28 protein-coding genes are annotated in these 25433 nt (G+C 71.3%); 23 read left to right on the top strand and 5 right to left on the bottom strand.

What is annotated here, in order from left to right:
* Positions 1-142 precede the first annotated feature (142 nt).
* The 3 genes from ACZ4FV_RS35495 to ACZ4FV_RS35485 all read right to left on the bottom strand — a co-directional run bounded on the left by ACZ4FV_RS35495 (position 143) and on the right by ACZ4FV_RS35485 (position 4208).
* Positions 143-1126 carry an aldo/keto reductase gene (locus tag ACZ4FV_RS35495; RefSeq protein ID WP_465324480.1) on the bottom strand — a complete coding sequence of 328 codons (984 nt, stop codon included), beginning with the start codon at positions 1124-1126 and terminating at the stop codon, positions 143-145.
* Positions 1127-2017: 891 nt separating this feature from the next.
* A complete protein-coding gene (locus tag ACZ4FV_RS35490) occupies positions 2018-2923 on the bottom strand; it encodes an aminoglycoside phosphotransferase family protein (protein WP_465324478.1) in 906 nt (301 codons plus the stop codon).
* A gap of 31 nt (positions 2924-2954) precedes the next feature.
* Positions 2955-4208 (bottom strand): XRE family transcriptional regulator, encoded by a 1254-nt coding sequence (locus ACZ4FV_RS35485; protein WP_465324476.1) that lies wholly within the window; start codon positions 4206-4208, stop codon positions 2955-2957.
* 458 nt (positions 4209-4666) lie between these two features.
* On the opposite strand from ACZ4FV_RS35485, the gene ACZ4FV_RS35480 reads away from it, so the two are divergent.
* The 11 genes from ACZ4FV_RS35480 to ACZ4FV_RS35430 all read left to right on the top strand — a co-directional run bounded on the left by ACZ4FV_RS35480 (position 4667) and on the right by ACZ4FV_RS35430 (position 15361).
* Complete coding sequence (locus ACZ4FV_RS35480; RefSeq protein ID WP_465324474.1) at positions 4667-5257, top strand: P-loop nucleotide/nucleoside kinase family protein; 591 nt, start codon at positions 4667-4669, stop codon at positions 5255-5257.
* Positions 5258-5510: 253 nt separating this feature from the next.
* Entirely contained in the window at positions 5511-7088 is a 1578-nt protein-coding gene (locus ACZ4FV_RS35475) for a sensor histidine kinase (protein ID WP_465324472.1), read from the top strand.
* On the top strand, positions 7085-7606 hold the full coding sequence (locus ACZ4FV_RS35470) for a roadblock/LC7 domain-containing protein (protein ID WP_465324468.1): 522 nt from the start codon (positions 7085-7087) through the stop codon (positions 7604-7606). Before ACZ4FV_RS35475 ends, ACZ4FV_RS35470 begins: the two co-directional genes overlap by 4 nt.
* Positions 7603-7974, top strand: coding sequence for a DUF742 domain-containing protein (locus ACZ4FV_RS35465; protein WP_331733405.1), 372 nt, complete (start codon positions 7603-7605; stop codon positions 7972-7974). The genes ACZ4FV_RS35470 and ACZ4FV_RS35465 overlap by 4 nt, the downstream gene beginning before the upstream one ends.
* The gene (locus tag ACZ4FV_RS35460; protein WP_465324466.1) at positions 7955-8578 is read left to right on the top strand and encodes a GTP-binding protein; all 624 of its coding nucleotides are present in this window, start codon (positions 7955-7957) and stop codon (positions 8576-8578) included. Before ACZ4FV_RS35465 ends, ACZ4FV_RS35460 begins: the two co-directional genes overlap by 20 nt.
* On the top strand, positions 8575-9882 hold the full coding sequence (locus ACZ4FV_RS35455; RefSeq protein WP_465324464.1) for a cytochrome P450 family protein: 1308 nt from the start codon (positions 8575-8577) through the stop codon (positions 9880-9882). Before ACZ4FV_RS35460 ends, ACZ4FV_RS35455 begins: the two co-directional genes overlap by 4 nt.
* Before the next feature lie 11 nt (positions 9883-9893).
* On the top strand, positions 9894-11171 hold the full coding sequence (locus ACZ4FV_RS35450; RefSeq protein ID WP_465324462.1) for a cytochrome P450 family protein: 1278 nt from the start codon (positions 9894-9896) through the stop codon (positions 11169-11171).
* Between the two features lie 46 nt (positions 11172-11217).
* Complete coding sequence (locus tag ACZ4FV_RS35445; RefSeq protein ID WP_465324460.1) at positions 11218-11889, top strand: AAA family ATPase; 672 nt, start codon at positions 11218-11220, stop codon at positions 11887-11889.
* Between the two features lie 439 nt (positions 11890-12328).
* Positions 12329-12994 (top strand): hypothetical protein, encoded by a 666-nt coding sequence (locus ACZ4FV_RS35440; RefSeq protein ID WP_465324458.1) that lies wholly within the window; start codon positions 12329-12331, stop codon positions 12992-12994.
* A 139-nt stretch (positions 12995-13133) separates the two neighbouring features.
* Complete coding sequence (locus ACZ4FV_RS35435; RefSeq protein ID WP_465324456.1) at positions 13134-13955, top strand: SAM-dependent methyltransferase; 822 nt, start codon at positions 13134-13136, stop codon at positions 13953-13955.
* Positions 13956-14173: 218 nt separating this feature from the next.
* A complete protein-coding gene (locus ACZ4FV_RS35430; RefSeq protein WP_465324454.1) occupies positions 14174-15361 on the top strand; it encodes an endonuclease/exonuclease/phosphatase family protein in 1188 nt (395 codons plus the stop codon).
* Between the two features lie 113 nt (positions 15362-15474).
* Here ACZ4FV_RS35430 and ACZ4FV_RS35425 read toward each other — a convergent pair whose 3' ends face one another.
* Complete coding sequence (locus ACZ4FV_RS35425; protein ID WP_465324452.1) at positions 15475-15663, bottom strand: DUF397 domain-containing protein; 189 nt, start codon at positions 15661-15663, stop codon at positions 15475-15477.
* A gap of 30 nt (positions 15664-15693) precedes the next feature.
* Positions 15694-16557, bottom strand: a complete 864-nt coding sequence (locus ACZ4FV_RS35420; RefSeq protein ID WP_465324450.1) for a helix-turn-helix domain-containing protein — start codon at positions 16555-16557, stop codon at positions 15694-15696.
* Between the two features lie 250 nt (positions 16558-16807).
* Between ACZ4FV_RS35420 and ACZ4FV_RS35415 the strand changes: the two genes are divergently transcribed.
* From ACZ4FV_RS35415 to ACZ4FV_RS35360, 12 genes are all read left to right on the top strand, one after another.
* Entirely contained in the window at positions 16808-17074 is a 267-nt protein-coding gene (locus ACZ4FV_RS35415; protein WP_465324448.1) for a hypothetical protein, read from the top strand.
* A gap of 3 nt (positions 17075-17077) precedes the next feature.
* Positions 17078-17674, top strand: a complete 597-nt coding sequence (locus ACZ4FV_RS35410) for an ATP-binding protein (RefSeq protein ID WP_465324446.1) — start codon at positions 17078-17080, stop codon at positions 17672-17674.
* Between the two features lie 77 nt (positions 17675-17751).
* Positions 17752-18531: a hypothetical protein gene (locus ACZ4FV_RS35405; RefSeq protein ID WP_465324444.1), complete on the top strand. Its 780-nt coding sequence runs from the start codon at positions 17752-17754 to the stop codon at positions 18529-18531.
* A gap of 35 nt (positions 18532-18566) precedes the next feature.
* The gene (locus tag ACZ4FV_RS35400) at positions 18567-19361 is read left to right on the top strand and encodes a hypothetical protein (RefSeq protein WP_465324442.1); all 795 of its coding nucleotides are present in this window, start codon (positions 18567-18569) and stop codon (positions 19359-19361) included.
* 224 nt (positions 19362-19585) lie between these two features.
* Positions 19586-20212 (top strand): hypothetical protein, encoded by a 627-nt coding sequence (locus tag ACZ4FV_RS35395; protein ID WP_465324440.1) that lies wholly within the window; start codon positions 19586-19588, stop codon positions 20210-20212.
* 299 nt (positions 20213-20511) lie between these two features.
* Positions 20512-20850 (top strand): hypothetical protein, encoded by a 339-nt coding sequence (locus tag ACZ4FV_RS35390; protein WP_465324438.1) that lies wholly within the window; start codon positions 20512-20514, stop codon positions 20848-20850.
* Positions 20851-21042: 192 nt separating this feature from the next.
* Positions 21043-21972: a formyltransferase family protein gene (locus tag ACZ4FV_RS35385; RefSeq protein WP_465324436.1), complete on the top strand. Its 930-nt coding sequence runs from the start codon at positions 21043-21045 to the stop codon at positions 21970-21972.
* Positions 21973-22321: 349 nt separating this feature from the next.
* Positions 22322-22585 carry a hypothetical protein gene (locus ACZ4FV_RS35380; protein ID WP_465324434.1) on the top strand — a complete coding sequence of 88 codons (264 nt, stop codon included), beginning with the start codon at positions 22322-22324 and terminating at the stop codon, positions 22583-22585.
* 273 nt (positions 22586-22858) lie between these two features.
* Positions 22859-23242: a hypothetical protein gene (locus ACZ4FV_RS35375; RefSeq protein ID WP_465324432.1), complete on the top strand. Its 384-nt coding sequence runs from the start codon at positions 22859-22861 to the stop codon at positions 23240-23242.
* Entirely contained in the window at positions 23239-24561 is a 1323-nt protein-coding gene (locus tag ACZ4FV_RS35370) for an MFS transporter (protein WP_465324430.1), read from the top strand. Before ACZ4FV_RS35375 ends, ACZ4FV_RS35370 begins: the two co-directional genes overlap by 4 nt.
* Positions 24558-24866 (top strand): ASCH domain-containing protein, encoded by a 309-nt coding sequence (locus ACZ4FV_RS35365; RefSeq protein ID WP_465324428.1) that lies wholly within the window; start codon positions 24558-24560, stop codon positions 24864-24866. The genes ACZ4FV_RS35370 and ACZ4FV_RS35365 overlap by 4 nt, the downstream gene beginning before the upstream one ends.
* 336 nt (positions 24867-25202) lie before the next feature.
* Positions 25203-25391 (top strand): DUF397 domain-containing protein, encoded by a 189-nt coding sequence (locus ACZ4FV_RS35360; protein ID WP_465324426.1) that lies wholly within the window; start codon positions 25203-25205, stop codon positions 25389-25391.
* Positions 25392-25433 lie beyond the last annotated feature (42 nt).

Here is a 25433-nt window from a genome sequence, read left to right as displayed (position 1 = left end):
TCCGACACGGGAGCTCCGGGTGGAGCGCGCGGGTCGCCCGAAAGGGAACGACCGGGTGCGCCGCACCGTGCGGCTGCGAGAGTCGGGCCCGGCGCGCGGACACTCCGTTGCCCTGCCGGCGCGGGCCTGTGCGCGGCGCCGGTCACCACAGGGCCGTGCGCGCGCCGCGCGCGCGAGCACCGGCGGGACTCGGGACGTGCCCGAGTCGGTCGGCGAGGCGTGAGCGCATGCGGCGGTAGGTGTCGTCGACGAACCGGGCCTCCTCGTCGGTGGATTCGGGGCCCGGCCCGTGATGGGCGCCGGCCTGTTCCGGGTCGGTGGCCCCGACCACCACCGCGGTGTGTTCCCCCAGGCGCAGGCAGTGCTGCACGGCGAGGCGGACGAGGGTCCGGGGGTCCGGGCCGAAGCGGGCGCGCAGCCGGGACAGTTCCGGTTCGATCGCGGTCAGCGTGTCGGGGGTGAACCATGGGTGTCCGCGACGGCTGTCGCCCGTGCCGAACCTCGGCGGACGGCGCGGGTCGTACTTCCCGGAGAGCACGCCCAGGGCGAGGGGCTCGCGAACGATCAGACCGACGCCCTGACGGGCGGTGAAATCGGCGATGTACTCACCGTCCAGGCGGATCGGCGGACACAGCCCGTTGTGGCGCAGGGTGACGATGTCGGGACGGATCACCTTGAACAGGCGGACGAAACGCCGGGCGGCGGCTTCGGGGTTGCGGTGGTGGGGGTCGGGCGCGGGCATGGCGACGGCGCGCACGTGGTCGTCCTCCCGCAGTGCCCGCATCTGCGCGAGGCAGTCGCCCAGGTGTTCATCGTCGGGGCCGAAATCGAGACGGTCGAGGGCGTACACGTCGAGATGGTCGGTACCCAGGTTCTCCAGGGTCTGTTCGAACTGCCGCCGCAGGGCGGTACCGGCGAAGGGGTGGGTGGAGGTGCCCGGCGCCCGGCCCACGCCGACGGTGATGCGGACCTGATCGCGGGGGACCCCCCGCAGGAGGCGCCCCACGAGTCGTTCCGCGCGACCGTGGCCGAAGACGTCCGCCACGTCGAGGAGTTCGGCGCCGTGCCCGACCGCCGTCCGCAGGGTCTCCAGAGCGTGATCGCGAGCGGGGGACGCCCATCCCAACGCGCGGTTGTCCACGCGCGTGGGACCGCCCAGGGGACGACATCCGATGCCGACGGGACGGGTGAGGATCCCGGAGGACAGTTGCCGTGTGGGGGTGGGGGGACGGGCGGTGTCCGTCGCGGGAGCTCGGGCCGGCTCGTCAATCGGTCCTCCTCGGCGTCGCGCGACCCGATCGGTCGCGGGCGGGCGCCGTCGGCGCCGTCGTGCTCCACGATGACCGCCCGACCCTCGCGCCTCCACACACGGACACCGCCATCTTGCCGTCGTCTCTGCGACGACCCGCGACGCTCGACACGGCCTCGATGACGATCGAAACACAGAGAACACCCGTTTTAGGGTGATTCACGATGTGAAAAACAGAGCCAAATGAAGGGTTGTCCTTGTGGGATGTCGGTGGTGAATGACGGTGAGATGGCGGTGGCGCAACGTGGAGATTCCCGTCCGGGACCGCGATCGTGGAGCCACCGACCCGGCCCTGCCGGGCAGCCCGATACGGCCCCGTCGCTCGGAAGGACCCCGCCATGACCTCCACGTCCCTGAAAATGCACCGGGCGACTGCGGCCTGGGCATTGAAGGACCGGAGGTGCGAGATTCGTGCTTGTGCAGGCCGCGTCGACAGCGTTGCCGACCGGGATTCGGCCCGACACCGAGCAACTCTTTCTCTTCGGCACGAACTCCGTTTCGGCGTAGCGCCGTTGCCCCTCGGGCTTGTGACGATCGTTGGCGCCCTGGGCGGATGCCGCTCTCCCTGACCTACGCGCCTGACGCGTCGCCATGATCGACGTCGTGCCTGGAGAGTCCGGGCAACGACGCTGCGGTGCACATGTTGCGGCATGTCGCAGAGGCGGAGCCGGAGCGGTGGGGCGTGGACGAGTGGTTCGGCGTCCGCAGTCAGAGGATCGTCCATGGCAGGTGACGATCGGCGCTGCGCAGGCCTTCGACGCGGTGTTCGACTTCGTGGAGGCTGCCCGGTGTGTGGTGCGTCTTTCGGGCGTTGGTCGTGATCATGCGGAGTTCGCGGATGTCGGCGAGGGTGGTGTATCCGGGCCAGGCGCGAACGTCCCAGCCGTAGGTGTCGGCGAATCGGCGGTAGTGCCGGGGACCGTGGCCGAAGCGGCGGCAGTGGACCTCGACGGTGACCAGGTCCCATTCGGGTTGTCCGAAGGCGACGGTGTCCCAATCGCAGAGCACGGCCCGGCCGTCGGGTGTGTGCAGCGCGTTCCGGTGCTGCGGGTCGCCCTGGATCGTCCCGGGTTTCAGGGCGTACTCCACACCGGCGAGCTCGGTCTCGAGGCGATCGGTGTGTTCGGACAGGAAGGCCAGACTGGTGGAAGGCAGACAGGTGATCGCCGATATCGAGCGTCGGATCGCTCGTATGTCGTCGCGGACGGGCAGGGCGAACTTAGGCTGCCTCAGTGCGTGCAACGCGCGAAGTGGTTCGGCGAGTTGCTCGGCCGATACGGGGTGCGACGGCTGGGGGAGATACACCCAGAACGTGACCGCGTGCCCGTCGACGACGACGGGTTGTTCGACGGCCAGCAGGGGGACGGTCGCGAAGGCGAGGTCCGTCAGCCCGCGCACGAAGGCGACGGTGCGTCGGACGTCGTCGACGCGCGATCCACGCCGGGCGATCTTGACGACCGCCCCTTCCCGTTCGAGCAGGACCACCGCGTTGGTGTGCCCTCGGAGCAGCCGCGCGTCCGAGGCGTCGAGGCCTGCGCTCGCGCAGGCGCGCCGAAGGAGCCGGTGCATCTCGGATGTTTCGAATCCGCCGGGGGCCTGCGTCGACGTCGTCATGGCACCAGGGTCCCGGACCGCCCGTGTGCTGTCACACCCGGCCGGGTGGGAGCGCGATGATCTCCCGCAATTCCCGTACGGCCCGGCCGGCGCGCACCCTGGGCGGCAGGGTGGCGATCACATCACGCGCCCGCTCCTCGACGATGGGTGTCCGGTGATCCCCGGCCACCCCCAGCAGTGTCGCGCCGGCCAATGCGCACGCCTCGGTGTGGTCGTACTCGCGCGCCAGGCAGATGGCCGCCTCGAAGCTGAGCAGCGTCGGGTCGATACCGGTTGCGTCCGCGCCGGGGTACAGCGCCAACGCCTGCTCCTGGACCCGTCGGGCCGGCCGGGTGTGACCCAGCGCCGTCAACGCCCCGCTCTTGTACAACAACAGCCTGCGCAGCGGGAACCCGAAGGCCTCGTGGTAGCCGCCGGCCGGGCCGGTGCGCTCGAACGACTCCTCGGCGTAGCGCAGCGCCGCCTGCGCTCCTTCGGCGTCGCCCAACCGGGCCCGGGCACGCGCCTCGGCCGCGGCTGCGAACGCCCCCGTGGGGCTGGGGCGGGCGCGGCAGATCATGCGTGCCTCGCGGGACAGGGCGACCGCGGCCTCCAGCGGGCCGTAGTAGAACGGCAGCATTGCCGCCTGGGCGCGCACCCGCGCCCGCAGTTCGGGGTTGCCGCTGTCGTCGGCGGCGTTGCGCGCGGTGCCGTACCAGCCCTGCGATCGCACGAGATCGCCGAGCTTCATGAGTGCGTCGGCGACCAGGGTCGCGAGCATGGCCGTCAACTCCGACAACCGCACCTGTACGACGGCGGGTTGCCGATCCGCCGCGAGATCCTCGACCTCCGCCAGATGGGCCAGAAGAATCTCCAACATCGCCGCCGGCGGCGTGTACACGTACTGCTGGCGCGCCCACAGCACCCGCTCGTCCAGGACGTCCAACTGTGCCTGGCTCACGCTGGACGCGGACAGCGTGCGGTCCACCGAACGACGCGCGGCGTCGATACGCGTGCCGAGCGACCCGCCGCCGGCGGACCGGCCGCGGGCAGCGGCGGCGGACGATCCGGCCGGTGCGATCACGCGGGCGACCAACGGCATCGCGCCGGCGGCGGCCGCGTCCCCAAACCCCAACTCGCCGACGGGACAGGCGTAGAACCGAGACAACAACGCGATCGCCGCAGGCTTGGGGTGATGGTGCCCCACCTCCCAGTGGCCGAGCTGGATCGCGTCGACCCTGGGGGCGTCCGCGCCCAGATCCGCGCCCAGCGCACGCAACCCCTCGGCGACGGCCTGCTGCGTCATACCCCGAGCCAGACGCTGTGCCCGCAGCGGGGAGACGACGCAGTGCTCGTGAATGAAGCGAGCGATCTCGTGGACGGAATCTCCACGTTCTTCGCCTTCGCCGCGAAGGCGCCTCGCGCACGAGGGCCGGTGTTGCTCCCTGTGTCCGTCCACCGTCGCCTCCCGTCCGCATCGTCACTGCCGAGCGTAGCGACGGACCTTGACACCGTGGGCCGCAATGTGTTGCCGGGCTCACAGATCTGTGACCGGATCTGTGACCGCAAGGCCGCCTTTCACAGATCTGTGATCGATGCCAGTGGATACCCGACCCGATCGAGGCCAGGGTTGCCGCTCATCCATCCCCTCACGGGCGCCGCACACCGACCGCAACGCCAGGCGGCTCGCCGTCGGTTGCAGCGCATGCACAGGGGTGGGCCCGTGATCACCGACGAATTCCGGAGAGGCCGATGATCGTTGCCGTGACCGGTCTGCCAGGGACCGGGAAGTCGACCCTGGCCAGGGCACTGAGCGAGGCGATCCCGGGGGTTCTCTTCGACAAGGTCGCCCTGCGTGGGCATTTGTTCCCCGGTGCGGGCGACACCTCCCGCGAGCAGAACGACTGGGCGTACGAGGTGACACTCACCGCCCTCGCCTGGCGATTCCAGACCGCCCCGGACGGCGTGGTCGTGCTCGACGGTCGTCCCCTGACCCGAACGACCGAGGTGCGCGCCCTGCAACGATTCGCCACCGGGCTGGGCAAGCACCTGCACATCGTCGAGTGCGTGTGCCCCGCGCACCTCGCCCGTGATCGCATCGGAACCCGGTTGCCCACACCCGCGGACGACCCCTGCCGATCCATCGGTGACGACTGCCCGGACCACATTCCCCAACCGAAGATCGTCGCGGACACCACACTCCCACTCGACCGGTGCCTCGCCCTCGTCCTTCGGCAACTTCCCCACGAGAACCGCACCGTCGACCGGGAACGATGCGCACGCGAGGAGCCGACACGACCCGTCGTCAGGTCGGATCCGTCACCCGGGCGGGCACGGCTCGACATTCGTATCTGACCAGCCCCGGCGAACACACGCCCCCGCCCCGCGAGCACCGATCCCCCCGACGCCTGCGAGGACTTCGACTCGGTGGCCTCCACCGAGGGCGCCGGCTGTCCACGCCGGGCGGCGCGAACGGCCGCCACCCCTGCGGTGACCTCGCCGGCGCACTCCCGGCGGCCCCGTCTTCGCGCCGGTGAGCAAGGACCCACACCATTCCCCTTTCACCGATCCCCGCTCCCAGCGCCGTTATCCACGAAGGACCTTCCCGATGCGTTCCCTTTCCCGAGTTCCGAAGTCCGTCGATCGTGCGCCGTCACCGCCGCGGTGGCCGTGGGCGGTGTGCGTCGGCACCGGCTGCGCCGCGACGGCGGCGGCCGAGGCCCTCGGCGTCTCCCACCTGGCCGGCGTCATGCTGGGCTGCGCGGTGTCGGCGACCACGGTCGGCGGCCCCCTGGGGGTCGCCACCGCACGCGTGCGCCGGTACTGGCACGGGCGGTGGGAGTGGGCAGGGGCACGGGCCGTGGAGGCCGAGAAGAGCGCGCGCCGGGCCGAGCACGCGTTGAACCACCTGACCGGGTCCACCCGGCATCTCGCCGAGGCCCGGTTGCGGGTGCTGCTGGAGGATCCGCAGGCTCGGCGCGGCGACGTGCCGTCGGCACCGGTCGACCTGTGCCCGGCGGAGCCATGGGCGAGTGCGGTGCGCGCGGCCCATGAGGCTCTTGTGGATGCGGTGTTCGTCGCGCTGGAGGTGGAGAGAGGCAGGCGGGAGAACACGCAGTACGCGTTTTTGGCGATGGCCGAGCGGGTGCGCGCCCAGGCGCAACTCGCCATCGCGGAGGCCCGCGAACTCCGGGGCCGCGTGACCGACTCGTCGTTGCTGGCGGCGTTGATGCGCGACGAGCACGCCTGGGCGCGGGCGGGGCGGGCGGCGCAGGCCCTGGAGGTGTTGTCCGGGGGGCGGCCGGGGCGGTCGTGGGATCGGCCGTTGCTGTTGTCCGAGGTGGTCGGTGCGGCCCAGTCGCGGATCCTCGACTACCTGCGTGTGTCGGTGGTGGGCGGCGAGGACACGGCGGTGCACGGGGTGCACGCGGAGGCGTTGATCCACGCGTTGGCGGAGTTGGTGGACAACTCGACCTGGTTCAGTCCGCCGACGAGCACCGTCCGGGTGCAGGTGGAACGTGGGCACGACGGGGCGAGTGTGGTCATCGAGGACGCCGGCCGAGGCATGGACGCACAGACGATGCAGCGCGCGCAGGAGGCCGTCGACCGTGGCGACGCGGACGTGTCCACGCTGGGGGGAGACCCGCGTTTCGGGTTGGCGGTGGTCGGTGTGTTGGCCGGGCGCATCGGGTTTCGGGTGCAGTTCTCCGCGCCCGGCGCCCACGGCGGCATCCGCACCGTCGTCTGGATCCCCGGATACCTCCTCACCCCACCGCCCCCACAGCCCGTGCGTCCGGGAACACGGGCGACTTCGGCCGGCGCGAGTGCCCGCGCCGGCACACCGGCGACCCCGGCCGCCCCGAAAGCCCAGGCCCCCGCAGCCGCTTCCGCCGTCCTGCCGCAGCGCCCCCGGCGCCGCGTCGAGCCGCCGGTGGAGGTTGCCGGCGGTCGCCACGACGCGGCGACCGCCGTTGGGCTCCGCACGCCCGTCGACGCCGGCGCGCCCTCCGGGCCCGGATCGCCCCCCGAAGGCACACCCGACTCCGCCCTTCCCGGACACGACGCGTTCATATCCGCGTTCGTGAACGGGAGACCGATCACCCCCGACACCGGCACCACCGCCGACGCCGTTCCCGACTTCACCGCCGACCACTTCCGTTCCCAGGACGAAGGACCGACTCCGTGACCGAGCAGCCCACCACCACATCCGATCTGAACTGGCTCGTCGAGAAGTGCGTCGACGAAATCCACGGTGTGCGCGGGATCGTGGTCTTCAGCGACGACGGCATCAGGACGGCCTGGCACACGCCCACGGTGGCTCTCGCCGAGCAGCTCGCCGCAGCCGGCACGGGCCTGCGGTCCCTGGGCGCCGGGATCGGCGCCCTGGCGGAACTCGGCCCTGTGGTGAAGCAGTTCGTCGAATTCGCCGACGGGTACGTGTTCCTGATCAGTGCCGGCCGGCACGCCCACGCCACGGTCCTTGCCGACCGTCGCGTGGACCCGGGCATCGTCACGGGCCACCTGCACAAGCTTTTGACCGACATCCGCGCGTCCCTGGACGCACGCACACCCACATCGAACACGCCCATTGCGGCGCACTCCACCGAGCATGCCGCCACGCTCCCTGCCGCGCGCCGCTCCCGTTCCCAGGCTGGTCACGAGAGCGGCCGTGATCCGGCGGACGGTGGGGGTGGGGTGCGGTGAGCTCGGCGCAGGACCATCCGGTCGCCGACTACGTCGTCACCCGGGGCCGGGCGCATCCCACCCATCGCGGCCTGACGTTGACCACGCTCCTGCACGCGCCCGTTGCGGAACCCACCGACACCGGCTGCGGGCGGAGAAAGCCGCTGGGTGCGGAGCACCGCCGGATCCTGCGGCTGTGTACCGGGCTGCTGACACTGGCGGAGGTCTCCGCCCATCTGGCCCGGGCACCCGCCGTGGTCAAGGTCCTGGTCGCCGAGCTGATCGACGCCGACCTGATCGTCACCCCCGCACCCGCACCCGCACCCCCCACGCCCGGCCCCGACGCCACCGTGATGAAGGCGGTTCTGGATGGACTCCGACGGCTTTGACCCCCGGCCCCTGCCGGACACCGTCACCACCGTGGTCAAATTCCTGGTCGCCGGCGGCTTCGGCGTCGGCAAGACCACCCTGGTCGGCGCGGTCAGCGAAATCCCGCCGCTGCGCACCGAGGAGACGCTGACCACCGCGACCGTGGGCGTGGACGACCTCACCGGACTGCCCGACAAGACCACCACCACCGTCGGGGTGGACTTCGGACGTCTGACCCTCGCCGACTGGCTCACGCTCTACCTGTTCGGCACCCCCGGGCAACCACGCTTCTGGCACCTGTGGAACGACCTGGTCGTGGGCACCCACGGCATCGTCGTGCTCGTCGACACCCGACGCCTGGACCACAGCTTCGACGTGCTGGAGCGCGTCGAGGGCACGGGCGTGCCGTTCGTGGTCGCCGTCAACACCTTCCCCGACACCCTCGACCACCCCGCGTCGGCACTGCGCCAGGCCCTCGACCTGTCCGACCACGTCCCGCTCACCACCTGCGACGCCCGCGACCGCACCTCGGCCCGCAACGTCCTGATCACCCTCACCGAACACATCACCACCACCACACCCACCACCCCGGCCATCCCGACCGCAGCCACGGAGCCCACGTGACCACCCACCCCGACCCCACCGACCCCGAACCGGCCGACGTCACGCCCCCGCCCGGCTGCCCCGCCCACCGCACCACCGCGAGTCGGGTCGACTTCGCCCGCGCCGCACCCCTGTTCGGACCCGGCCTCGACGACATGCACACCTTCTACGGCACCCTGCGCGCCGACCACGGACCCGTCGCGCCGGTCCTGCTCGAACCCGGGGTCGGCGCCTGGCTCGTGCTGGGCTACCACGCCCTGCTCGAGATGCTCCGCGACGGCCACCGCTTCCCTCGCAGCCCCCTGAACTGGACGGACCTCACCGCCGGCGTCGTCGCGCCCGATTCAGGTCTGCGGCCGATGATGGCCCACCGTCCCAACAACGTGGCTTTCGCCGACGGCCCCGACCACCAACGCCTGCGCAGGATCGTCCAGGACAGCCTGAGCGCCGCCACCACGCCCCGCCTGCGCCACGACCTGCGCGGCACGTGCGACCGCGTCGTCGACACGTTCGCGGGCCGCGGCCACGCCGACCTGATCCGCGAGTACGCCACCGTCGTACCCCTGCACGCGTTCGCCCGCCTCTTCGGCCTTCCCTCCGGCCAGGACGGCGAGTTCGCCCGCGTCATGCACGCCCTGTTCGACTCCCAGGCCGACTCCCAGGCAGGCGACCGCGCGTTCGAACAGATCCTGGCCGACCTGCTCGACCACCGCCGCGCCCACCCCGCCGACGACCTCACCACCTGGCTGCTGAGATCCGAACTCCGCGACGAGGAACTCCTGCCGCAGCTGGTGGTCATGCTCTCCGCCGGCTGCGAGACCCTCGCCAACCTCATCGGCTCCACCCTGCGCCTCAAACTCGTCGACCCGTCCTTCGCCCACTCCCTCACGGGGGGACGGCGCACCGTCAACCAGGCCATCGACGAGGCCCTCGTCCGCTATCCGCCGTTGCGGAACTTCCCCGGCCGCTACCTCGCCCACGACACCACCCTCGCCGGCCGCACCCTTCGCGCCGGCGACGCCCTCCTGCTCGGCATCGGCGGCGCCCACACCGACCCCGCCATCGCCCCCACCAACCCCGCCGACGCCCTCGGCCACGGCAACGGCGCCCACCTCGCGTTCGGCGCGGGCACCCACGCCTGCCCCGCCGTGGCCCAGGCCCGCCTCATCGCCGGCATCGCAGTCGGCACCCTCCTCGACCGCCTCCCCGACCTGACCTGCGCCGTCCCCCCGGAAACCCTGCGCCTGCGCCCGTCCCCATGGAGCACCGCCCTCGAAGCACTGCCCGCGCGTTTCACCCCCGCCTCGACCGCGGGTAACCCCTAGCCCACCGCACCGTGTCCGCTCGTCCGTCCCCACCCGGGAGGCACGCCATCGACAACCCCGACACCGCCACCGCGCACCCGGCCACCGCGATACGCCTGGACCCGGCCGCACCCGACCACCACGGCGAGATCCACCGCCTGCGCGCCCACGGACCCGTCGCGCCCGTCCTGCTCCCAGGCGACGTGCCCGCCTGGGTCGTCCTCGGCGACGAGGCCCTGCGCCGGTTCCTCACGCACCCGGACGTCGTCAAGGACTACCGCGCCTGGAACCTGTGGGGCGGCATCCCCGCGGACTGGCCGCTGATCGGCATGGTCAAGGTCGACAACGCCGTCACCGCCGACGGCCCCGAACACGCCCGCCTGCGCGCCCCGTTGCGCACCGCCCTCAACCCCCGACGCATCACCGCCCTCCAAGCACACATCCACACCCTCACCGACCACCTCCTCGACCGCGCCGCGCACCAACCGGACCCCGTCGACCTGCGCGCGCACGTCGCCGCCCCGCTGCCCATCGCCGTCCTCGGCCACCTCCTCGGCATCCCGGACACCGAACTCGACCATCTGCGCCCACTGGTCGAGAGCATCTTCACCTCCACCGCCGCCCCCGACGAGGTCACCACCACCCAACACGCCATCACCGAACGGCTCGAACGCCTCGTCGCGCTGCGCCGCGACCGGCCCGGCGACGACCTCACCACCGACCTGATCGCCCACCACGACCAAGGCACGCTCACCCGCGGCGAACTCATCGGGTCCCTGTGGCTGACCGTCGCGGCCGGCTACGAGACCACCACGGGCCTGATCGTGAACGCGATCCACGCCCTGCTCACCCACACCGACCAACGCGCCCTCGCCACCACCACGCCCCGGGACGGCGACAGCGATCCGTGGGCGGCGGTCGTCACCGAGACACTGCGGTGGAACAGCCCGGTCGGGCACTTCCTCATGCGCTACACGACCAGCGACGTGACGATAGGCGACACCACCATCCCCACCGGCGACGCGGTCATCGCCTCCTACACCGCCGCCGGCCGCGACCCTTCGGTCCACGGCGACACCGCCGACCGCTTCGACATCATCCGCCGACCAGCCACCACGCTCCTGGCGTTCGGCCACGGACCGCACTTCTGCCCCGGCGCACCCCTGGCCCGCCTCCAGGCCCGGATCTGCCTGCGCACCCTCTTCGCCCGCTTCCCCCACACCATCCTCGACACCACCGCGCCACCACCGCGCCCGGTGCCCTCCCTGGTCGCCAACACCCTCGACAGCCTCCCCGTCAGGCTGCAATGACCCACCGCCCCCGCCCCGTCACCGTCCTCGCCCAGGAGCACTCGACATGATCGTCTCGGCCCCCAGCAGACCCGCGTCACCGGTCCTCGCCCGGATGGTGGCAATCGAGGGCCCCCGCGGCGTCGGCAAAACGACGATCGCCGCGCACCTGCGTGCGGCACTGGGATGTGGCGGGACCGCCGCCGATCAGAGCCCGGTCGCCGATTCCGGTTCCCCCAACGGCGATTGGCGCGGCGAATTCGAGGCGCGGATGCACCGACTTCTGACGGCATCGGGCATGTGCGACCTGCCGGAGCACGCGCCGGTGTTCGTCGTCGACGGCTACGTCCGCACGGCCGCCGCGAGCCACGCGGACGAGCACGACCTGCCGACGTACAGGGTCGAACGCCTCCTGATCGACCACCGCGCGTTGCTGCGGACACCGCTCACCATCTGCCTCACGGCGAGCGTCGACACGCTGGCCCGAAGGCTGTGCGAGAGGGAGGCGGCCCGGCCGGAGGATCTGGCACTGGCCGCCTCCCCGGAGCGGCTGGGTCGCATGGTCGAGTACCACGGCCCGCACGGCCAGAGCCCGGCACCGGGAACGGTGATCCACACCGAGGACCGCACGCCCGACCAGGTCCTGACACAGGTCCTGAACGTACTCGCCCGACACCGCATCCACCCCGGCGACGGGGCGCCCAGCCGAGTACGGGCGCAATTGCCCAGCCTGGTGTGAGCACCGCGGGGGAGAGCGCCTCGCCCGTCGAACGGGCAGTCAAGCGCCGGCTCGCCCAGCGACTTGCTTGTTCGCGAGCCTCCGGGGCGCCGGTGGACCGATCCCGGCCGTCCACCGACGCCCCGGGCACCCCGACACCCGTTCCCTCGAGGGACGTCTCGAGGTCGAGCGGCCACACGGGGCAAGGGGCCCGTCAACGGCGACGGGCCCGCGCGGTGGTGGCGGCCGGGCATCGCGGCGCCACCACCGCACCCACAGATCGACTCGGAACCCACCACCTCAGCCGGTGGGCCGAGATCAGCGATACGAAAGGAATGGACGTGCACGGCAGGACAAGGACCACACGCGGACTGCCTCCGAGGACGATCGACCGGAACGGCCATGTACTGCCGAGCCGACACGAAGACGACCACCTCGGGCGCGACCTGCGGAGAAGCCCGTGAAAGCCGCATCGACCTCGAACCTCCTCCGCGACCCCGTAACCCGACTGCCCGTGCCCGCCGTGACCATGTGGAGCGCGGAGACGTCGGCCCCCGCCCGACTCGTCGTGCGACGCGACCCCAGGGGCCTCGCCTACACCGACGAGCGCCCGCACGACCGCGCCCACGGCGCACTGTGGGACCGGGTCCTCAACGCGCAGGGCCAGGGCGAGGCCCGCTTCCGACTTCTGCACCCCGAACGCCAACGCCGCGCCGCACTCGAACAGTTGTGTCAGGTGTGCCACGGACCCGCGTCCCGCACCCCCGACGGCACCCTGTTCGTCCTGCCGGACGAACCCGGCGCCGGGGACGCCGACAGCCTCACCCTGCACCCCCCGGTGTGCGTGCCCCACGCACGCCTCGCAGCCTCCGCGTGCCCGATCCTGCGACGCCGACACGTCGCCGTCCGCGTCCTCCGATGCAGTCCCTGGGGGATGTTCGGCACCCACTACCACCCCGGACCCCTCGGCCCCGAACCCAACGAGGAACTACATCTGCCGTTCGGCGACACCGAGTTGCCCTGGCTGCTCGCCGCGCAGATCGTCCTGCGCCTGCGCCGCGCACGCGTCGTAGACCTCGACCGCGAGGACACCCCGCCTCCACCCGCGGACGTTCGTGACCCCTGAACCGCACCCCGTTCCGTCCCCGCCACGGCACGGGCGAACGCGCGGCCGACCCGTCGACGCCCACGTCGCGGCGAGCCCCGTCGACCGTGATCCGCCCCGGACGGGGGTACCTCCACACACCGACTCCGGCAGGAGAGCCATGACCGACCACGACCCCAAGGACAGCCACGCGACGCCGCCCGAGGCCCTCGCGCGGCCAAGGCCGTCACACCTGAACAACGGCTATCTCGGGGGCAGGGACAACTACGGCGCCGACCGTGAAGCCGCGGACCGTCTGCTGAAGACCATTCCCGGCATCCGCGAAGCCGCCGCGGAGAACCGGGAGTTCGTCCTTCGCGCCGTGCGTCATCTCGTCGGGGAGGGGATCGACCAGATCCTCGACCTGGGCGCGGGCCTGCCCACGGACGTCAACGTCCACGAGATCGCCCGAGCGGGGAACCCCGACGCGCGGGTGGTCTACGTCGACAACGAGGACGTGGTCCTCGCCCACGGGCGCGCGCTGCTCGCGGACAACCACACCACGGTGATCGCCGGCGACGTGCGCCGGCCGCAGACGATCCTCGAGGATCCCAACGTGCGCGCGGCGATCGACTTCGAACGCCCGGTGGGCGTCGTGTTGGGGGCCGTCCTGCACTTCGTGGGCGACGACGAGGACCCGTACGGCGTCGTCGCCGCGTTCCGCGACGTCATGACGTTCGGGAGCCGTCTGGTGATCTCGCACGCCACCGACGAGGGACCGCCCGCCGACGAGGTGAACATCCTGGTGGACGCCTACGCGCACGCCACCGCCCAGGTGACGCTCCGCTCCCGGGACGCGATCCTCGCGTTCTTCGACGGGTTCGACCTGGAGGACCCGGGCCTGACCCGTCCCGGCCTGTGGCACCCGAACCCGACACCGGGCCCTCGTACGAACTGGCAGTTCGCGGGCGTGGGCCTGGTGCAGACGCGGGCGGTCCGATGACGACGGGACTGCTCGGATGCCGGAGTTTCGTCGCAGCGCGGGTTCGGGCCGCGTCCGCCGACCGGCGGCGTGGTCGGACACTGTCCCCGGCCGGCCTGCGCCGCGTGGTGGGGCGCCGTAGCGGCGCACCGGAAGGCGTCTTGCCGCAACCATCGGCTCGGACTGCCGACGGCCACCGGTGCACCTGCGGGGGAGGGGATCGCCGGGTCGGTCCCCACATGGCGCGGCGCGGCGACCCGGTTGTCGCCGCCCGCCGCGACGTGACCAACGCCGGGCATTCGGACAGCGATTCGGCCGCCGGCGACGGCGACCGACCGATCACCGTTGCCACGTTCAACTATCAGAACGGTGGTTACGACAAGCGCACCGGGACGTACGATCTGCGGCGCCTGGCGGCGTTGACCCCGGTACTCGCGGACGTCGACGTCCTGTGCTTCCAGGAAGGGTGGGGGTACGGCGCCGAGGGCCAACGCGTGATGTTCGCGGCCGAGGAGATCCTGGGGATGCGCGCCCTGCGCACACCCGGCACGAGCGGACCGCTGGATGTGGTGGTGTTCGTCCGGTGGCCTCGCATCGGGGTGGAGCGGCACTACGACCGGCACGAGGATCCGGCCGTGTTCGAGGACCAGTACGGCAACGTCCACCTGTTGCTGCCGGGGTTTCCGGAACCGGTACTCGTGCGGTCGGTGCAGTGGTCGTACGCGTCGGGGGACGCCCGACTGTTCGCGGCCCAGCAACTGGTCGCCCGGGCGGCTCCCACGGCCTGGTCGCTGATCGCCGGCGACTTCAACAGCGTGTGGCCCGACCGGGACGGTCTACGGGAGTTCCGCCCGCGATGGTCGCTGTTGCCGGCGCACGCACGCTCCCACAAGACCCTCCCGCCGGGAGCCGGCCGTCCCGGCCGGGTGCGCGGCGTAGGGGAGTGGTGGACGTGGAGCCCGCGCAGGGCGTGGCGTGCCCGGCGGGAGGCACGCGAGTGGGTCACCGACACCCGGGCCACCACGGTCCTGGCCGACGGCGGGTTCGTCAACGCCGGTTCTCTCGCCCGCGACACCACGGTCACCGTCAACGCGCACGTCGACAACGGCCAGGGGCCGCGCATCGACCACATCCTGTTCAGTCCCCGGCTCGCGCCGGCATACGTGCCGGGCAGCTACCGGGTGCTCGGGGGCGACCTCGTGGACGCGGCCGGCGACCACCGCCTGGTGACAGCGCAACTGGACGCCCGTCTCCTCCCCCGCACGGCCTCGACCGGTACCGGACGCGGGAGCAGCGACCCCGGGTTGCACCGGCCGTTCACCGCCGACGACGCCCGGGGAGGGGCCGGCGATCGGGCGTCCGTCCGGTGTGCGACGTGCTCGGTCGAGCAGGCCGCATCGGCCGATGCCGCGGGGGTTGCGGCATGAGTGTTCGACGCCCCTCGGCCCCGGGGCGGCGGGCGCGGTTGCTCGCACCGGCGGCGGTGGGCGCGGGGTCGGCGGCGGGTGCCCGTGTCGCGCCCGGGCACCCACCGGCGCCGTCAGCCTCGCCGCGTCAACCCTTGGACGAAGGCCCTCCAGCCGGGCCGTGCGAGTTTCAGGACGGGGGCGTCCTCGCCTCCCTTGGAATCGCGAACGTCGATGCCGGGCGCCCCGTCGCGCCATTCCACACAGTCCTGCTGGTTGCTGTAGCTGCTTTTGGTCCATTGATTCGGAGCGGGTGCGGGCATCGGTCGTTCCTTCGCGTCGTGGGCGGGCATTCACAGGGAACGGGCACGCGCGTGCATCAGCTCGCGCGAGTCCCGCTCGTTCAGGGCACGTTCGAGGAGTTGCTCGAACGCCGTGTTGTACACCCGCAGCTCGTCGGGCTCCTCGAGGTACACGACGTCGATCAGCGATTCCAGGGTCACCAGTCGGCTGCCGTCGCGCAGTTCGATCATCGAGAACGGGCCGTCCGGTCCCAGGTTGAAACCCGAACCGAACGGCACGACGCGCACGGTGACGTTCGCGCGGTGGGACTGCTCGACGACGTGTTCGAGCTGTCCGCGCATGATCGTCGGGTCGTCGGACGTGCGCAGGGCGGACTCGCCCAGGACCGCCGTGAGCGCGAACCCGTCCTTGTCGAGGACTCGGCTGCGCGCCAGACGGATCCGCACGTGCGCGTCCAGGCGTTCGGGGTTCGCGTGGTGGATGTCGCGTCCGGCCGCCAGAATCCCGCGGATGTAGGGCTCGGTCTGCAACACGGCCGGGAACAGGCCCGGTTCCCATTTCCCGATGCGGGCGGCGTCCTCCTCCAGACCCAGAACGTCCTCGTGGGAAGGGACCAGATGCGAGCGGTAGGTGTGCCACCAGCCCTTGGAGTTGCTCGCCCGGACCACGTCCTCCAGGGTCCGGCGCAGCGGCGAGTCCTCGGGGACGCGGTACAGGTTCAGGAGGGCCCACAACAGGGGTGTCTCGACCTTGCCCTCGCCCGATTCGATGCGGCTGATCCGCGCGTTGCGGTAGCCGAGGGCCGCACCGGCCTCTTCCTGCTTCAGGCCGGCGGCCTCGCGCAGTTCCCTCAGCGCCCGTCCCAGGCGCCTTCTGCGCAGTGCGGGCCCTCTCGCCGGCTTGGCCTCGGTCATGGTCTCGTCCCGTTGGTCGGGGGCACCCGATGTACCCGGTTGCATGATACGCGCACTCTGCGGATCGCATATATGCAAATGAATGCCTTGACGATTCGAATATATGCGGTCCAGAGTGATGGTGCGAGCCGGCGGCAACCATCCGCTCATCCGCGTCGGCACCCACGTAGTTGCGCCTCACCCACCGGGAGAAGGGATTTTCATGACATTCCGAACGTCTTTCACATCCGGAGACGTCATCGAAGCGACCGTGGCAAGCGCGCCCACCACACCCCAACGCATCCTTCGTCTGCGCCTGGACCGGACCCCGTGGCCCGGCGGCGGGAAGGGAACGCTCGTCGTCTCCGACGGACGGTCGGTGACCGCCGTCCTCACGGACACGGCACGCCGCGTCGAGGACGACGGCAGGCCCGTCACCACCACCTGCCGTCGCACGGACGCCGGCTCCCCGGAACACCGATCGGCTCCCGCCGGCGCGCACGGTGACCAGGCGCCCACGGATCGGCCGGGGGAGTGAGCCGTGGTCACCTCACCGTGGCACTTGCGCACGCTCGTGCCGGGCCGCTCCCGGTCGTGCCGTCGCGCCGGAGCGAGCCTCGCCGGAAGGCGTCCGGTCCTGCTCCTGAGAGTCGGCAACGCCCGCTCCCACGTCGGGAGCTCCCGCGACGTCGTGGCGAGGACGCTGGAGACATGCGGTGCGTCCGAAGCCGTGCGCGACTGGGCGAAGCTGGTCGTCAGCGAACTCGTGACCAACGCGATCACCCACGGCCGGTGCGCGGGCGTGGTGGTGCTCGTGCTCACCGGGAGCGGTGAGTTCGTGATCGTGGTCGCCAACGACGGCCACCCGCCGACCCGTTCGCTCGCCGACACCGGTTCCGCCGCAGCCGACGCCGAATACGGTCGCGGACTGCGGATCGTGAACGCCACCAGCAGCCGATTCGGCGCGACCCGCTGCTTTCGTCGCACGATCGTGTGGACCGCCCACACGATCGAACCCCGAAACGCGCGACGCACCCGCCGAACACGCCGCGGCCCCTCGACGTCTCGTGGGCACCGCAGCCCCGACGCGCGGCCGGATCACCACAGGTTTGGGCGGCGACCGGCAGTACAGCCGTGACCTCCCCCGCCCGACCCCTTCGCGTAACCGCCAACCGGCCCCCGCTCTCGAACCGCGAGATTCCCGGAGTCCCCTTCATGACCCAGTACGAGCCCGTCGACAACCCCGAGGTCGTCACCCGAGGCGTGCTCACCCTGCCCCTGACACACGTCGACGACGGCGTCGTCCTGCACTACACGGACGACGCCGACCAGACCGACTACTTCGACGTCATGCGGGAGTTGCACCCGAAGGCCGCTCTCGCCCACCGAGACGTCCTCCCGCCCACCGTCGAGGAGCACACCGCGCGCGTGCAATGGACCGTCCCGGGCGTGATGCGCGGCCCCGACGACCGCGTCACCTGGTGGGAACGCGTCCCGCAGGCACTGGGTCGCCTGGACGCGGACGCCCACATGTCCACCCTCGGCGCCCGCGAGAAGGAAGGCTTGGCGATCCGGAACGAGTTCGCACGGCACCTGAGACTTGCGCCGATCGCGGATCTCAAGGACGCCTGTGACCGGTGGAGCCCCCCACTCACCCTGGCGTTGATCCACGACGCCCGCGGCATCGTCGCCACGGATCGGGGCCTGTGGTTCACCCTGCTCCCGCAGCCCACGATCGTGCCCCTGGGCTACAACCTCGCCGCCTTGCAGGCGACGCGGTCCGCCGGCACGGACGACGTGTGGCACGACGCACTCCGGGCAACCGCGACGACGCAGTATCGCAAGGGTCTCCTCGAGACGCTCACCGACCGGTACGAGACGCGGTGCTGCGCCTGCGGACGCTTCCCCGCCGAGCACGTGCCCACCGACGAAGAGCTGGACAGCTACGTCGACATCGCCGCCGGACCCCACGCGACCCCCACGATCCTGCCCTGACCGCCCACCGCCCCACAAGGCCCGGAGCCCCGCCCATGACCGCATACGAGCCCGGTGACGCCGAAGAAGTCGTCACCCGGGGCGTACACACCCACACCCCCGACGAGGCCGTCGATCAGATCCACGCCTTCGACGACCTGAGCAGCCTGGCACCGACGGTGCACCTGGCCCACCTCGAGGTCCTGCCCGGGAAAACCCCTTCCGGCGAGGTCCGCACGCGATGGACCGTGCCGGGCGCACCCCTTGCGCGAGCCGGAAGCGGGTCCGAACTCCTCTGCGCACACGTGGGGTTGATCGACGCGAGCGTCCACACGGACGCGGTCGGGGCCGACGAGAGCGGAAGCGGCGGGCCGACCGGTCACCCCTCCCTGCAGTGGCCCCCCGAACTGGCGTGGGCGCGCGACCGATGGCGCCCACCGCTGACGCTGTCCCTGGTCGCCGACGCAGACGCCGTCAGGGTCACCGCCCGGGGTCTGTGGGTCATCCGCCTTCCGCCACAAAGGGGCCACGTACCGCTGGGATACAACCTCGCCGTGTACCTGACGACAGCATCCGCGCCGGCACACGAGGTCTCGCAGGCGCTGTCCCTCTACCGGCACGCACTGGTCGAGGGGATTCGCAGCCGGTACCCACAGGCGCGCTATTGCGTATGCGGTCGCACGCCGGAGGAACACGTCCCGACGGACGAACAGGTCAGGCACTACAGCGAGATCCGCAGCGCGAGCGAAGGCGGACCACTCCCCGACCCGCGGGGCCCCGATCCCGACCCGGCCCCCGCCGCACGACCCGCCCACCGCGGCGACCGCCTCCGCGACGTCCACTCGCCCTGACCCGGACGCCGCGGCCTCTCACCCCCCGACCGGCCACCGCACGCCGCAAGCCCCTCGACCTCGGCGGGGAAGCGCAACCCGGCACGCGGTGAGCCCCCACGGGGCGCCCCCAACGACGTGGGCGCCCCAAGGCGGCGCGGGACCCCACCACCACGGTCCCGCGCCGCCCATCCCCCAACGGACATCGATCCACCCCTCGTCTTCGCCCTACCCGGAGCACCCCGGTGACCACCACCATCGGCAACGTCAGGCCGCCCGACGCCGCCACCCCGAGCCGACTCGCGGGAACCTGGCGGGTATCGCCCCGCGCCGACGAACCCTCGTTCGGGTGGTGCCTGCACATGTTCGGCGCCACCCGCACCACCGCAAGCGCCGCCGCCTGCCTGAGCGCGATGTTCCACACCGAACTGGCCCACCAGGGCACGCTGAACCCCACCCGAGCGATCGACGCCGGCAGACACCACATCACAGAGCGGACACCGAGACCTGCCCTCGACGCCCGGCTCCGAGACCTCGTCGGCGCCGTCATCGACCGTGCCCGCACCGACACGCAGAACCAGGTCGCCCTCCTGCTGTGCCGCTACACGCCCCACGTCACATCACACGACGACCATCTCGCCGTCTGGGTCGGCGCTCCGACCGACCTGCCGCCGTTCGAGGACATCGACGCCTACGCGCACGAACTCGTCCACAACACCCCAGCGACGAACCGTTCCCCGCGCGCCGAACCGCACTTCATGTTCGCGGTCGACGAGCTTTCACCCCAGGCGTGCCGCCGGACGTCACCGCCGACCGGAGACGGTCGCGGAGCCTGGCCCCGGCGCATGGGCGCATCCCGACCCACGCACTGAATACCCCCACCGGCCGACCCGCCGAACGCCAATCCGACGACACCCGCACCCGACCCGTTGGACCCACCGACCGGTGGGGACCGCGCCCGCTCCGCCTCGCGGCCCCACCACTGCCCGCTTGCCGCGCCCGCACGACCGATCGCCTCGCCCGACGATCATCGTGACGCCGGCACAGCGAGCGGGCGCGTGCCCCGCGATCCGCAGCGCGGGACACACCCGACCGGCACCGACACGACCGCGTCGGTGCCGGTCACCCCCTGCGACACGACCACCTTCACCCCCACGAACGGAGTCGAACGATGCCCACCACCCACACATCCCCCAACCGCCGGCCGATCGCGAGCCCGCCCACCATCACGGTGACTCCCGCACCGGGCAAACGGATCCGAATCACGGGGCACGCCGACGGCAGCCGGACGCTCGCGGAGAACTTGACCGTCACCAGCACCGAGGAGGCAGCGCTGTTTCGGCTCCTGGCCGAGCGTCAGGCCGACCGGGGCACCCTCGCCTCAAACCTCGCTGCCGCCGCCGACGACCTCGACAACCCACGGCGCGGCTCCTTCGACAGCCAAATCGCCCAAGCGTTCCCGCCCGACGCCGACCCCGAGCGCCGGGACACCCCCGACGTCCCCCGCTGACACCCCACCGTCACCCGTCCGCGATGGCCATACCGAGATGAGCGCGTGTCGTTCTCGCTTATGACGATGGCACTCCCCGCTCGCCTGTGACTGCTTGCTGCGGTGAACCGTCCGATGGCCGGCGCCACGGTGACCCGATTCCACCCCCACCACCCCCGGTACCCCCTCCACGCACGGATCGGAAATGCGGACATGACGCTCACCTTGCCGAAACAACCGGACCCCACCACGCACACCACCGGACCCGCCGGCGGCACCCGCCTACGAGTGGGAGTCCTCACCACCTCGCCACGCCTGCACGTCCATCTGGCCCGACAGTGCAGCGCCGCGGGCCACCCACCCATGGTCCACGCAACACCGCGCGTCTACCCCTCCTCGAACAGTGACGCGGCGCGCCTGGACGCCATCGAACGCCACACCGAAGCAGTCCCACTGGTTGCCGGCCACGCCCGCGAACTCGGCGACCTGCTGGACCCCTTCACGCTGGACGTCGTGGTCGCCTACGGCTACCCAACCCTCCTACCGCCCGACGCGCTCGCCGCTGCCGGTCTCGGCGTGCTCAACCTCCACACCTCCCGCCTTCCGGACCTGCGCGGCGCAGCACCGGTCCCGGCGGCGATCCTGCGCGGCGACCGGCACCTGTGGGGAACCGCGCACCTGATGGACGAGACCTACGACACCGGCCGCGTCATTATCCAAGACCATCTGCTCGAACTGCCGCCCTGGTGCACCTACGACGAGATGAACGAGACGGTCACCGACGCTCTCCTGGCCCTGGCCCCACGAGCGCTGACCCTGCTCGCAACGGGCTTCACCGGAACACCACAGGATGAGGCCCTCGCAACCCGAGCCGTCCTCCCGAACGGCCCCGACCTCGCCAGGATCGACCTCACCCAGACCACCAACCAGGTGGCGGCGCGAATGCGCGCCACGCACTGGATCGGCAGGCAACCCGAGGCGAACGTCAACGGCCGACTCTGTCACCTGGGCCGCCCCCACACCCGGAGCGCCCCGGGCCGGACACCGATCCAGTGCGCCGACGGACGCCTGTGGGTGGACGCGTGCACCCCGATCCCCGACATCACCCACGAACCCACGACCGAATCCGAGAACCGGCTGTGACCGTTCCCGCCCGGGGGCGCCGACGCGGACCGGCACAACCGACCCGCACAGCCGACCCCTCGGCCAGGATCGGGCGACGCAACGAAGTCCCCGCCGCCGCGGATACGCAGCAGTACCACACACCCGAAACCCGGCTCCCGCCCATGATTCCGATCCGCCCTCCTCCGGAGGTCCCCGGCAACCCTCTTTCGGTGATCGGAACACTCCGGCACGCACCTCGCGACCATGGCGTGCCGATGGCCCAACAACGTCCACACCGACGGGCCGAAACGCCAGGTGGGCCACCCCTACCGCGTCACCGACTGAACCGGACTAGACACACCCCGGCCCCGGCAAAGGAACCCAGAAAGTGCGCATCCGCCTTGCTACCGGCCTCATCGCCATCGTGCTTGCCATCGTCACCATCGGCGTCATGTTCCTGACCACACGCGCCGCCCAAACATCTCCGCTCGCGGTCGGCTACACCGCAGCCACCCTCTTCTGGCTCCAAGCCGTCAAGCGGCTCCCCGCCCCGACCACAGCCGATCCGCCATCCGCCCAAGACAGCCACCACGGCCCCACCCGCGAACGCGAAGAATCCACCCCGACCAACCCCGCGACGGAAGAACACTGAAACAGCCGCCCCCTGGCGACCGGCGCCACGCCCGGCACCAACGCCACCGAGATCACACCCAAGCCCCGAACGAGCGGACCGGTCAACACAGTTTGTCGCACCGCCCCGGATACGAACCGCACCCGACACCGCCATCCGCACAGACCCCGACCCACGTACCCGAACAGGCCCATGAGGAACAGGCGACAACTCCCACCCGCCGGCAGCATCGAGGAAACCCGTCTACACCAGGCCGTCCTCGACATGCATGCGCGCCGTGTGTCCTTCCAAGAGATGAAACACGAACTCGACCTGACCTATGCGGAACTGAAGCGCATCAGGAGAGACATTCCCCCGGCCTACGGCGCGACCAACCTCAACCACGCCATGGTCATCGCCGCCGAAACTCTGCCCACCGCCCACAACGAGCCCCCAGACCGCGAGAGACCGACTCTCCTGCCCCGTCACCTCGCCATCCTCCTGGGCTGGGCCCAAGGCCACGACAAGCAACGGATCAAACAAGACCACGGCCTCAACGATCGCACGTACAAGCAGACACGAGGCGAACTCCTCGTCCGCCTGCACGCTGCGGAGGCCACCCAGGCCCTGCTCCACGCCCGCCAGTGGAAACTGCTCGCCATCCCGACAGACACCGCCCACACGAATCGCCTGCCATGAACGTCCCGACGGACGACCCGTCTTCGCCCCGCAGGGCGATCCGCAACACGCAGATCGCGTGGGCGCTCACCGCCGCAGCATCCCGCCTGACGTGGATCACCACCGTCGCCTACCTCCTCACCACCCACACCCCACCCACCCACACCGCCGCCGTCCTGGCCGCCACGACCATTCCGGCGGCTCTCACCGCCACCCCACCCGGCCAACGACTGCTCCAACACCACAGCAGCGCCCGCGACATCCGACGCGCCGACCAACTCTGCGCCGTCCTCGCCCTCACCCTCACCACTGCCATCGCCACGGACACCGAGCCCAGGACAACCTTCCTGCTCCTGATCGGCCTCGCCTGCGTCCACGCCGTCCGCGACCCCGCCGCGGCCGCTCACCTCCCCACCCTCGCCGCGGCCCCCGAACACCCACGTCTGATCGCCCGCTTCGACTCCGCCACCCGCATCGGAACCATCACCGGATACACCCTGGCCACCGCATGCCTACTCGGCGGACCCGCAACCGCCTGCGCACTCGCCGCCCTGTGTCACACCGGGGCCGCCATCCTCCGTCCGCGACTCCACGTCGCCACGCCCACCAGGCCCGCACCGACCACGGCCACGCCCGAACCCCCGACCGACGCCGGTTCCTGGCTGCGTCGAAACCCCCACCCGAGAAACCTGCTCACGCTACGCGCGGTGGCCGAGATACCCAACACGACCATCATGCTCGCGCTCCCCCTCGTTCTGGCCACCCACACCGGTCCCACCACGTACGCCGCCACCCTGACGGCGCTCACCCTCGGCGCCATCACCGGAACACTCGCCACCACCCACGTGCTGCACCGCCCGCCCCCACACCCCACCGCCTGCCGTGCCCTGGCGATTGCCGGCCTCCTGCACGCCGTCCGCGCAACAGCTGGCGAACCGCCGGCCGCCGTCGCCCTCGCCTTCCTCGTCGGAACCCTCACCCCTCACACCGACATTGCCGCCCGCACCGCATACGCCGCCGCGCCCGCTGCCGTGCGCCTGGGCCTGGCCGGCCTGGACCAAGCCGCCACGGCCGGTGCCCGCCTCCTCGTCCTGCCCGCCGCGGCGCTCCTGGTTCCCCTTGCGCCGCGCGCCGCATTCGCTGCGGCCGGACTCACCCTCAGCTGCGCCGCGACCGTCGCCTTGTACGCAGCCTCCCGCACAGGCACTCCCACGACGACGGCACGCAAGCGCCACGCACAGACGCGCATCACAGACGACGCCCACACCGCGCCACAACCGACGTCGCCCCCACCGGACACCGTCGACAGGAAGGCGCTTCCCAGCGAGGAGCGCACATGAGCCCGGAAAGCATCCTGACCGCGATTCGCACCGCCACCGAAGGCCTTGACGACTGGGCCGCCCTGAACCTGGACGACCATGCATGCGGCCTCCATATCGCGGTCATGACCGGACCTTTCCTCAAGCACATTCTCACCGGACGCAAAACCATCGAGTCCCGCTTCGGTCAACGACGGATCGCCCCCTACCGTGCAGTCGCGCCGGGCGACGTCGTACTGCTCAAACAGGGCCCGATACGCGCATCGTTCCGCGTAACGAGCGCACAGTCCCTGGAACTCGACGACGCAGCCCGCGCGCGCGACTGAACAACGACCACAGCGCAGCCATCTGCGCCGACCAGGACTTTTGGGAAGCCCGCAAGGACAAGGAGTACGCCACCTTGATCGGCATCTCCGACGTCCGCCCCCTGACGCCCGTCGGCATCCCCAAGAGAGATCGCCGCGGCTGGGTCGTCCTACGCCGGGGCACCCCGCACCACTCACCGCAGACCCGGCACCACACCCGCTAGACACCCACAAACCACCGACCCCCGGATCGCGCACGCGGGTACACCAGGCGCGCCGACCCAGCAATTCAACGTCTCGAGCGCCGACAACACCACGCCGGCGCAACCCCCACCACGCAGAAAAGGAGCACCATCCGTGCCCAAGTACGAACCCCGCAAAAGCAGTCACAGCGCGACGAGCAACTGCGTCGAAGCGCAAATCCAGGACTCCGGCGACGTCGCGGTCCGCGACTCGAAGCAATCATCCGACAAGCCGCGGGTTGAGTACAGCAACACGAGCTGGAGGGCGTTCGTCGGCGCATGGCCGAGAGAGCCCCTGAGCTGAGCCAGCACCACGTTGCGGGCGGGAGGGTCAGGGCCCTCCCGC

The organism is Embleya sp. NPDC025285 (genome assembly GCF_055558835.1).
This window is presented reverse-complemented; position numbering and strand designations above follow the sequence as displayed.

Bases quoted from the DNA above. Each gene is read 5' to 3' on its own strand.
- ACZ4FV_RS35490 (WP_465324478.1), bottom strand. From the start codon at position 2,923: ATGACGACGTCGACGCAGGCCCCCGGCGGATTCGAAACATCCGAGATG.
- ACZ4FV_RS35485 (WP_465324476.1), bottom strand. From the start codon at position 4,208: ATGACGCAGCAGGCCGTCGCCGAGGGGTTGCGTGCGCTGGGCGCGGAT.
- ACZ4FV_RS35475 (WP_465324472.1), top strand. From the start codon at position 5,511: ATGCGTTCCCTTTCCCGAGTTCCGAAGTCCGTCGATCGTGCGCCGTCA.
- ACZ4FV_RS35460 (WP_465324466.1), top strand. From the start codon at position 7,955: ATGGACTCCGACGGCTTTGACCCCCGGCCCCTGCCGGACACCGTCACC.
- ACZ4FV_RS35445 (WP_465324460.1), top strand. From the start codon at position 11,218: ATGATCGTCTCGGCCCCCAGCAGACCCGCGTCACCGGTCCTCGCCCGG.
- ACZ4FV_RS35435 (WP_465324456.1), top strand. From the start codon at position 13,134: ATGACCGACCACGACCCCAAGGACAGCCACGCGACGCCGCCCGAGGCC.
- ACZ4FV_RS35430 (WP_465324454.1), top strand. From the start codon at position 14,174: ATGGCGCGGCGCGGCGACCCGGTTGTCGCCGCCCGCCGCGACGTGACC.
- ACZ4FV_RS35425 (WP_465324452.1), bottom strand. From the start codon at position 15,663: ATGCCCGCACCCGCTCCGAATCAATGGACCAAAAGCAGCTACAGCAAC.
- ACZ4FV_RS35420 (WP_465324450.1), bottom strand. From the start codon at position 16,557: ATGACCGAGGCCAAGCCGGCGAGAGGGCCCGCACTGCGCAGAAGGCGC.
- ACZ4FV_RS35405 (WP_465324444.1), top strand. From the start codon at position 17,752: ATGACCCAGTACGAGCCCGTCGACAACCCCGAGGTCGTCACCCGAGGC.
- ACZ4FV_RS35400 (WP_465324442.1), top strand. From the start codon at position 18,567: ATGACCGCATACGAGCCCGGTGACGCCGAAGAAGTCGTCACCCGGGGC.
- ACZ4FV_RS35390 (WP_465324438.1), top strand. From the start codon at position 20,512: ATGCCCACCACCCACACATCCCCCAACCGCCGGCCGATCGCGAGCCCG.
- ACZ4FV_RS35385 (WP_465324436.1), top strand. From the start codon at position 21,043: ATGACGCTCACCTTGCCGAAACAACCGGACCCCACCACGCACACCACC.
- ACZ4FV_RS35375 (WP_465324432.1), top strand. From the start codon at position 22,859: ATGAAACACGAACTCGACCTGACCTATGCGGAACTGAAGCGCATCAGG.
- ACZ4FV_RS35370 (WP_465324430.1), top strand. From the start codon at position 23,239: ATGAACGTCCCGACGGACGACCCGTCTTCGCCCCGCAGGGCGATCCGC.
- ACZ4FV_RS35365 (WP_465324428.1), top strand. From the start codon at position 24,558: ATGAGCCCGGAAAGCATCCTGACCGCGATTCGCACCGCCACCGAAGGC.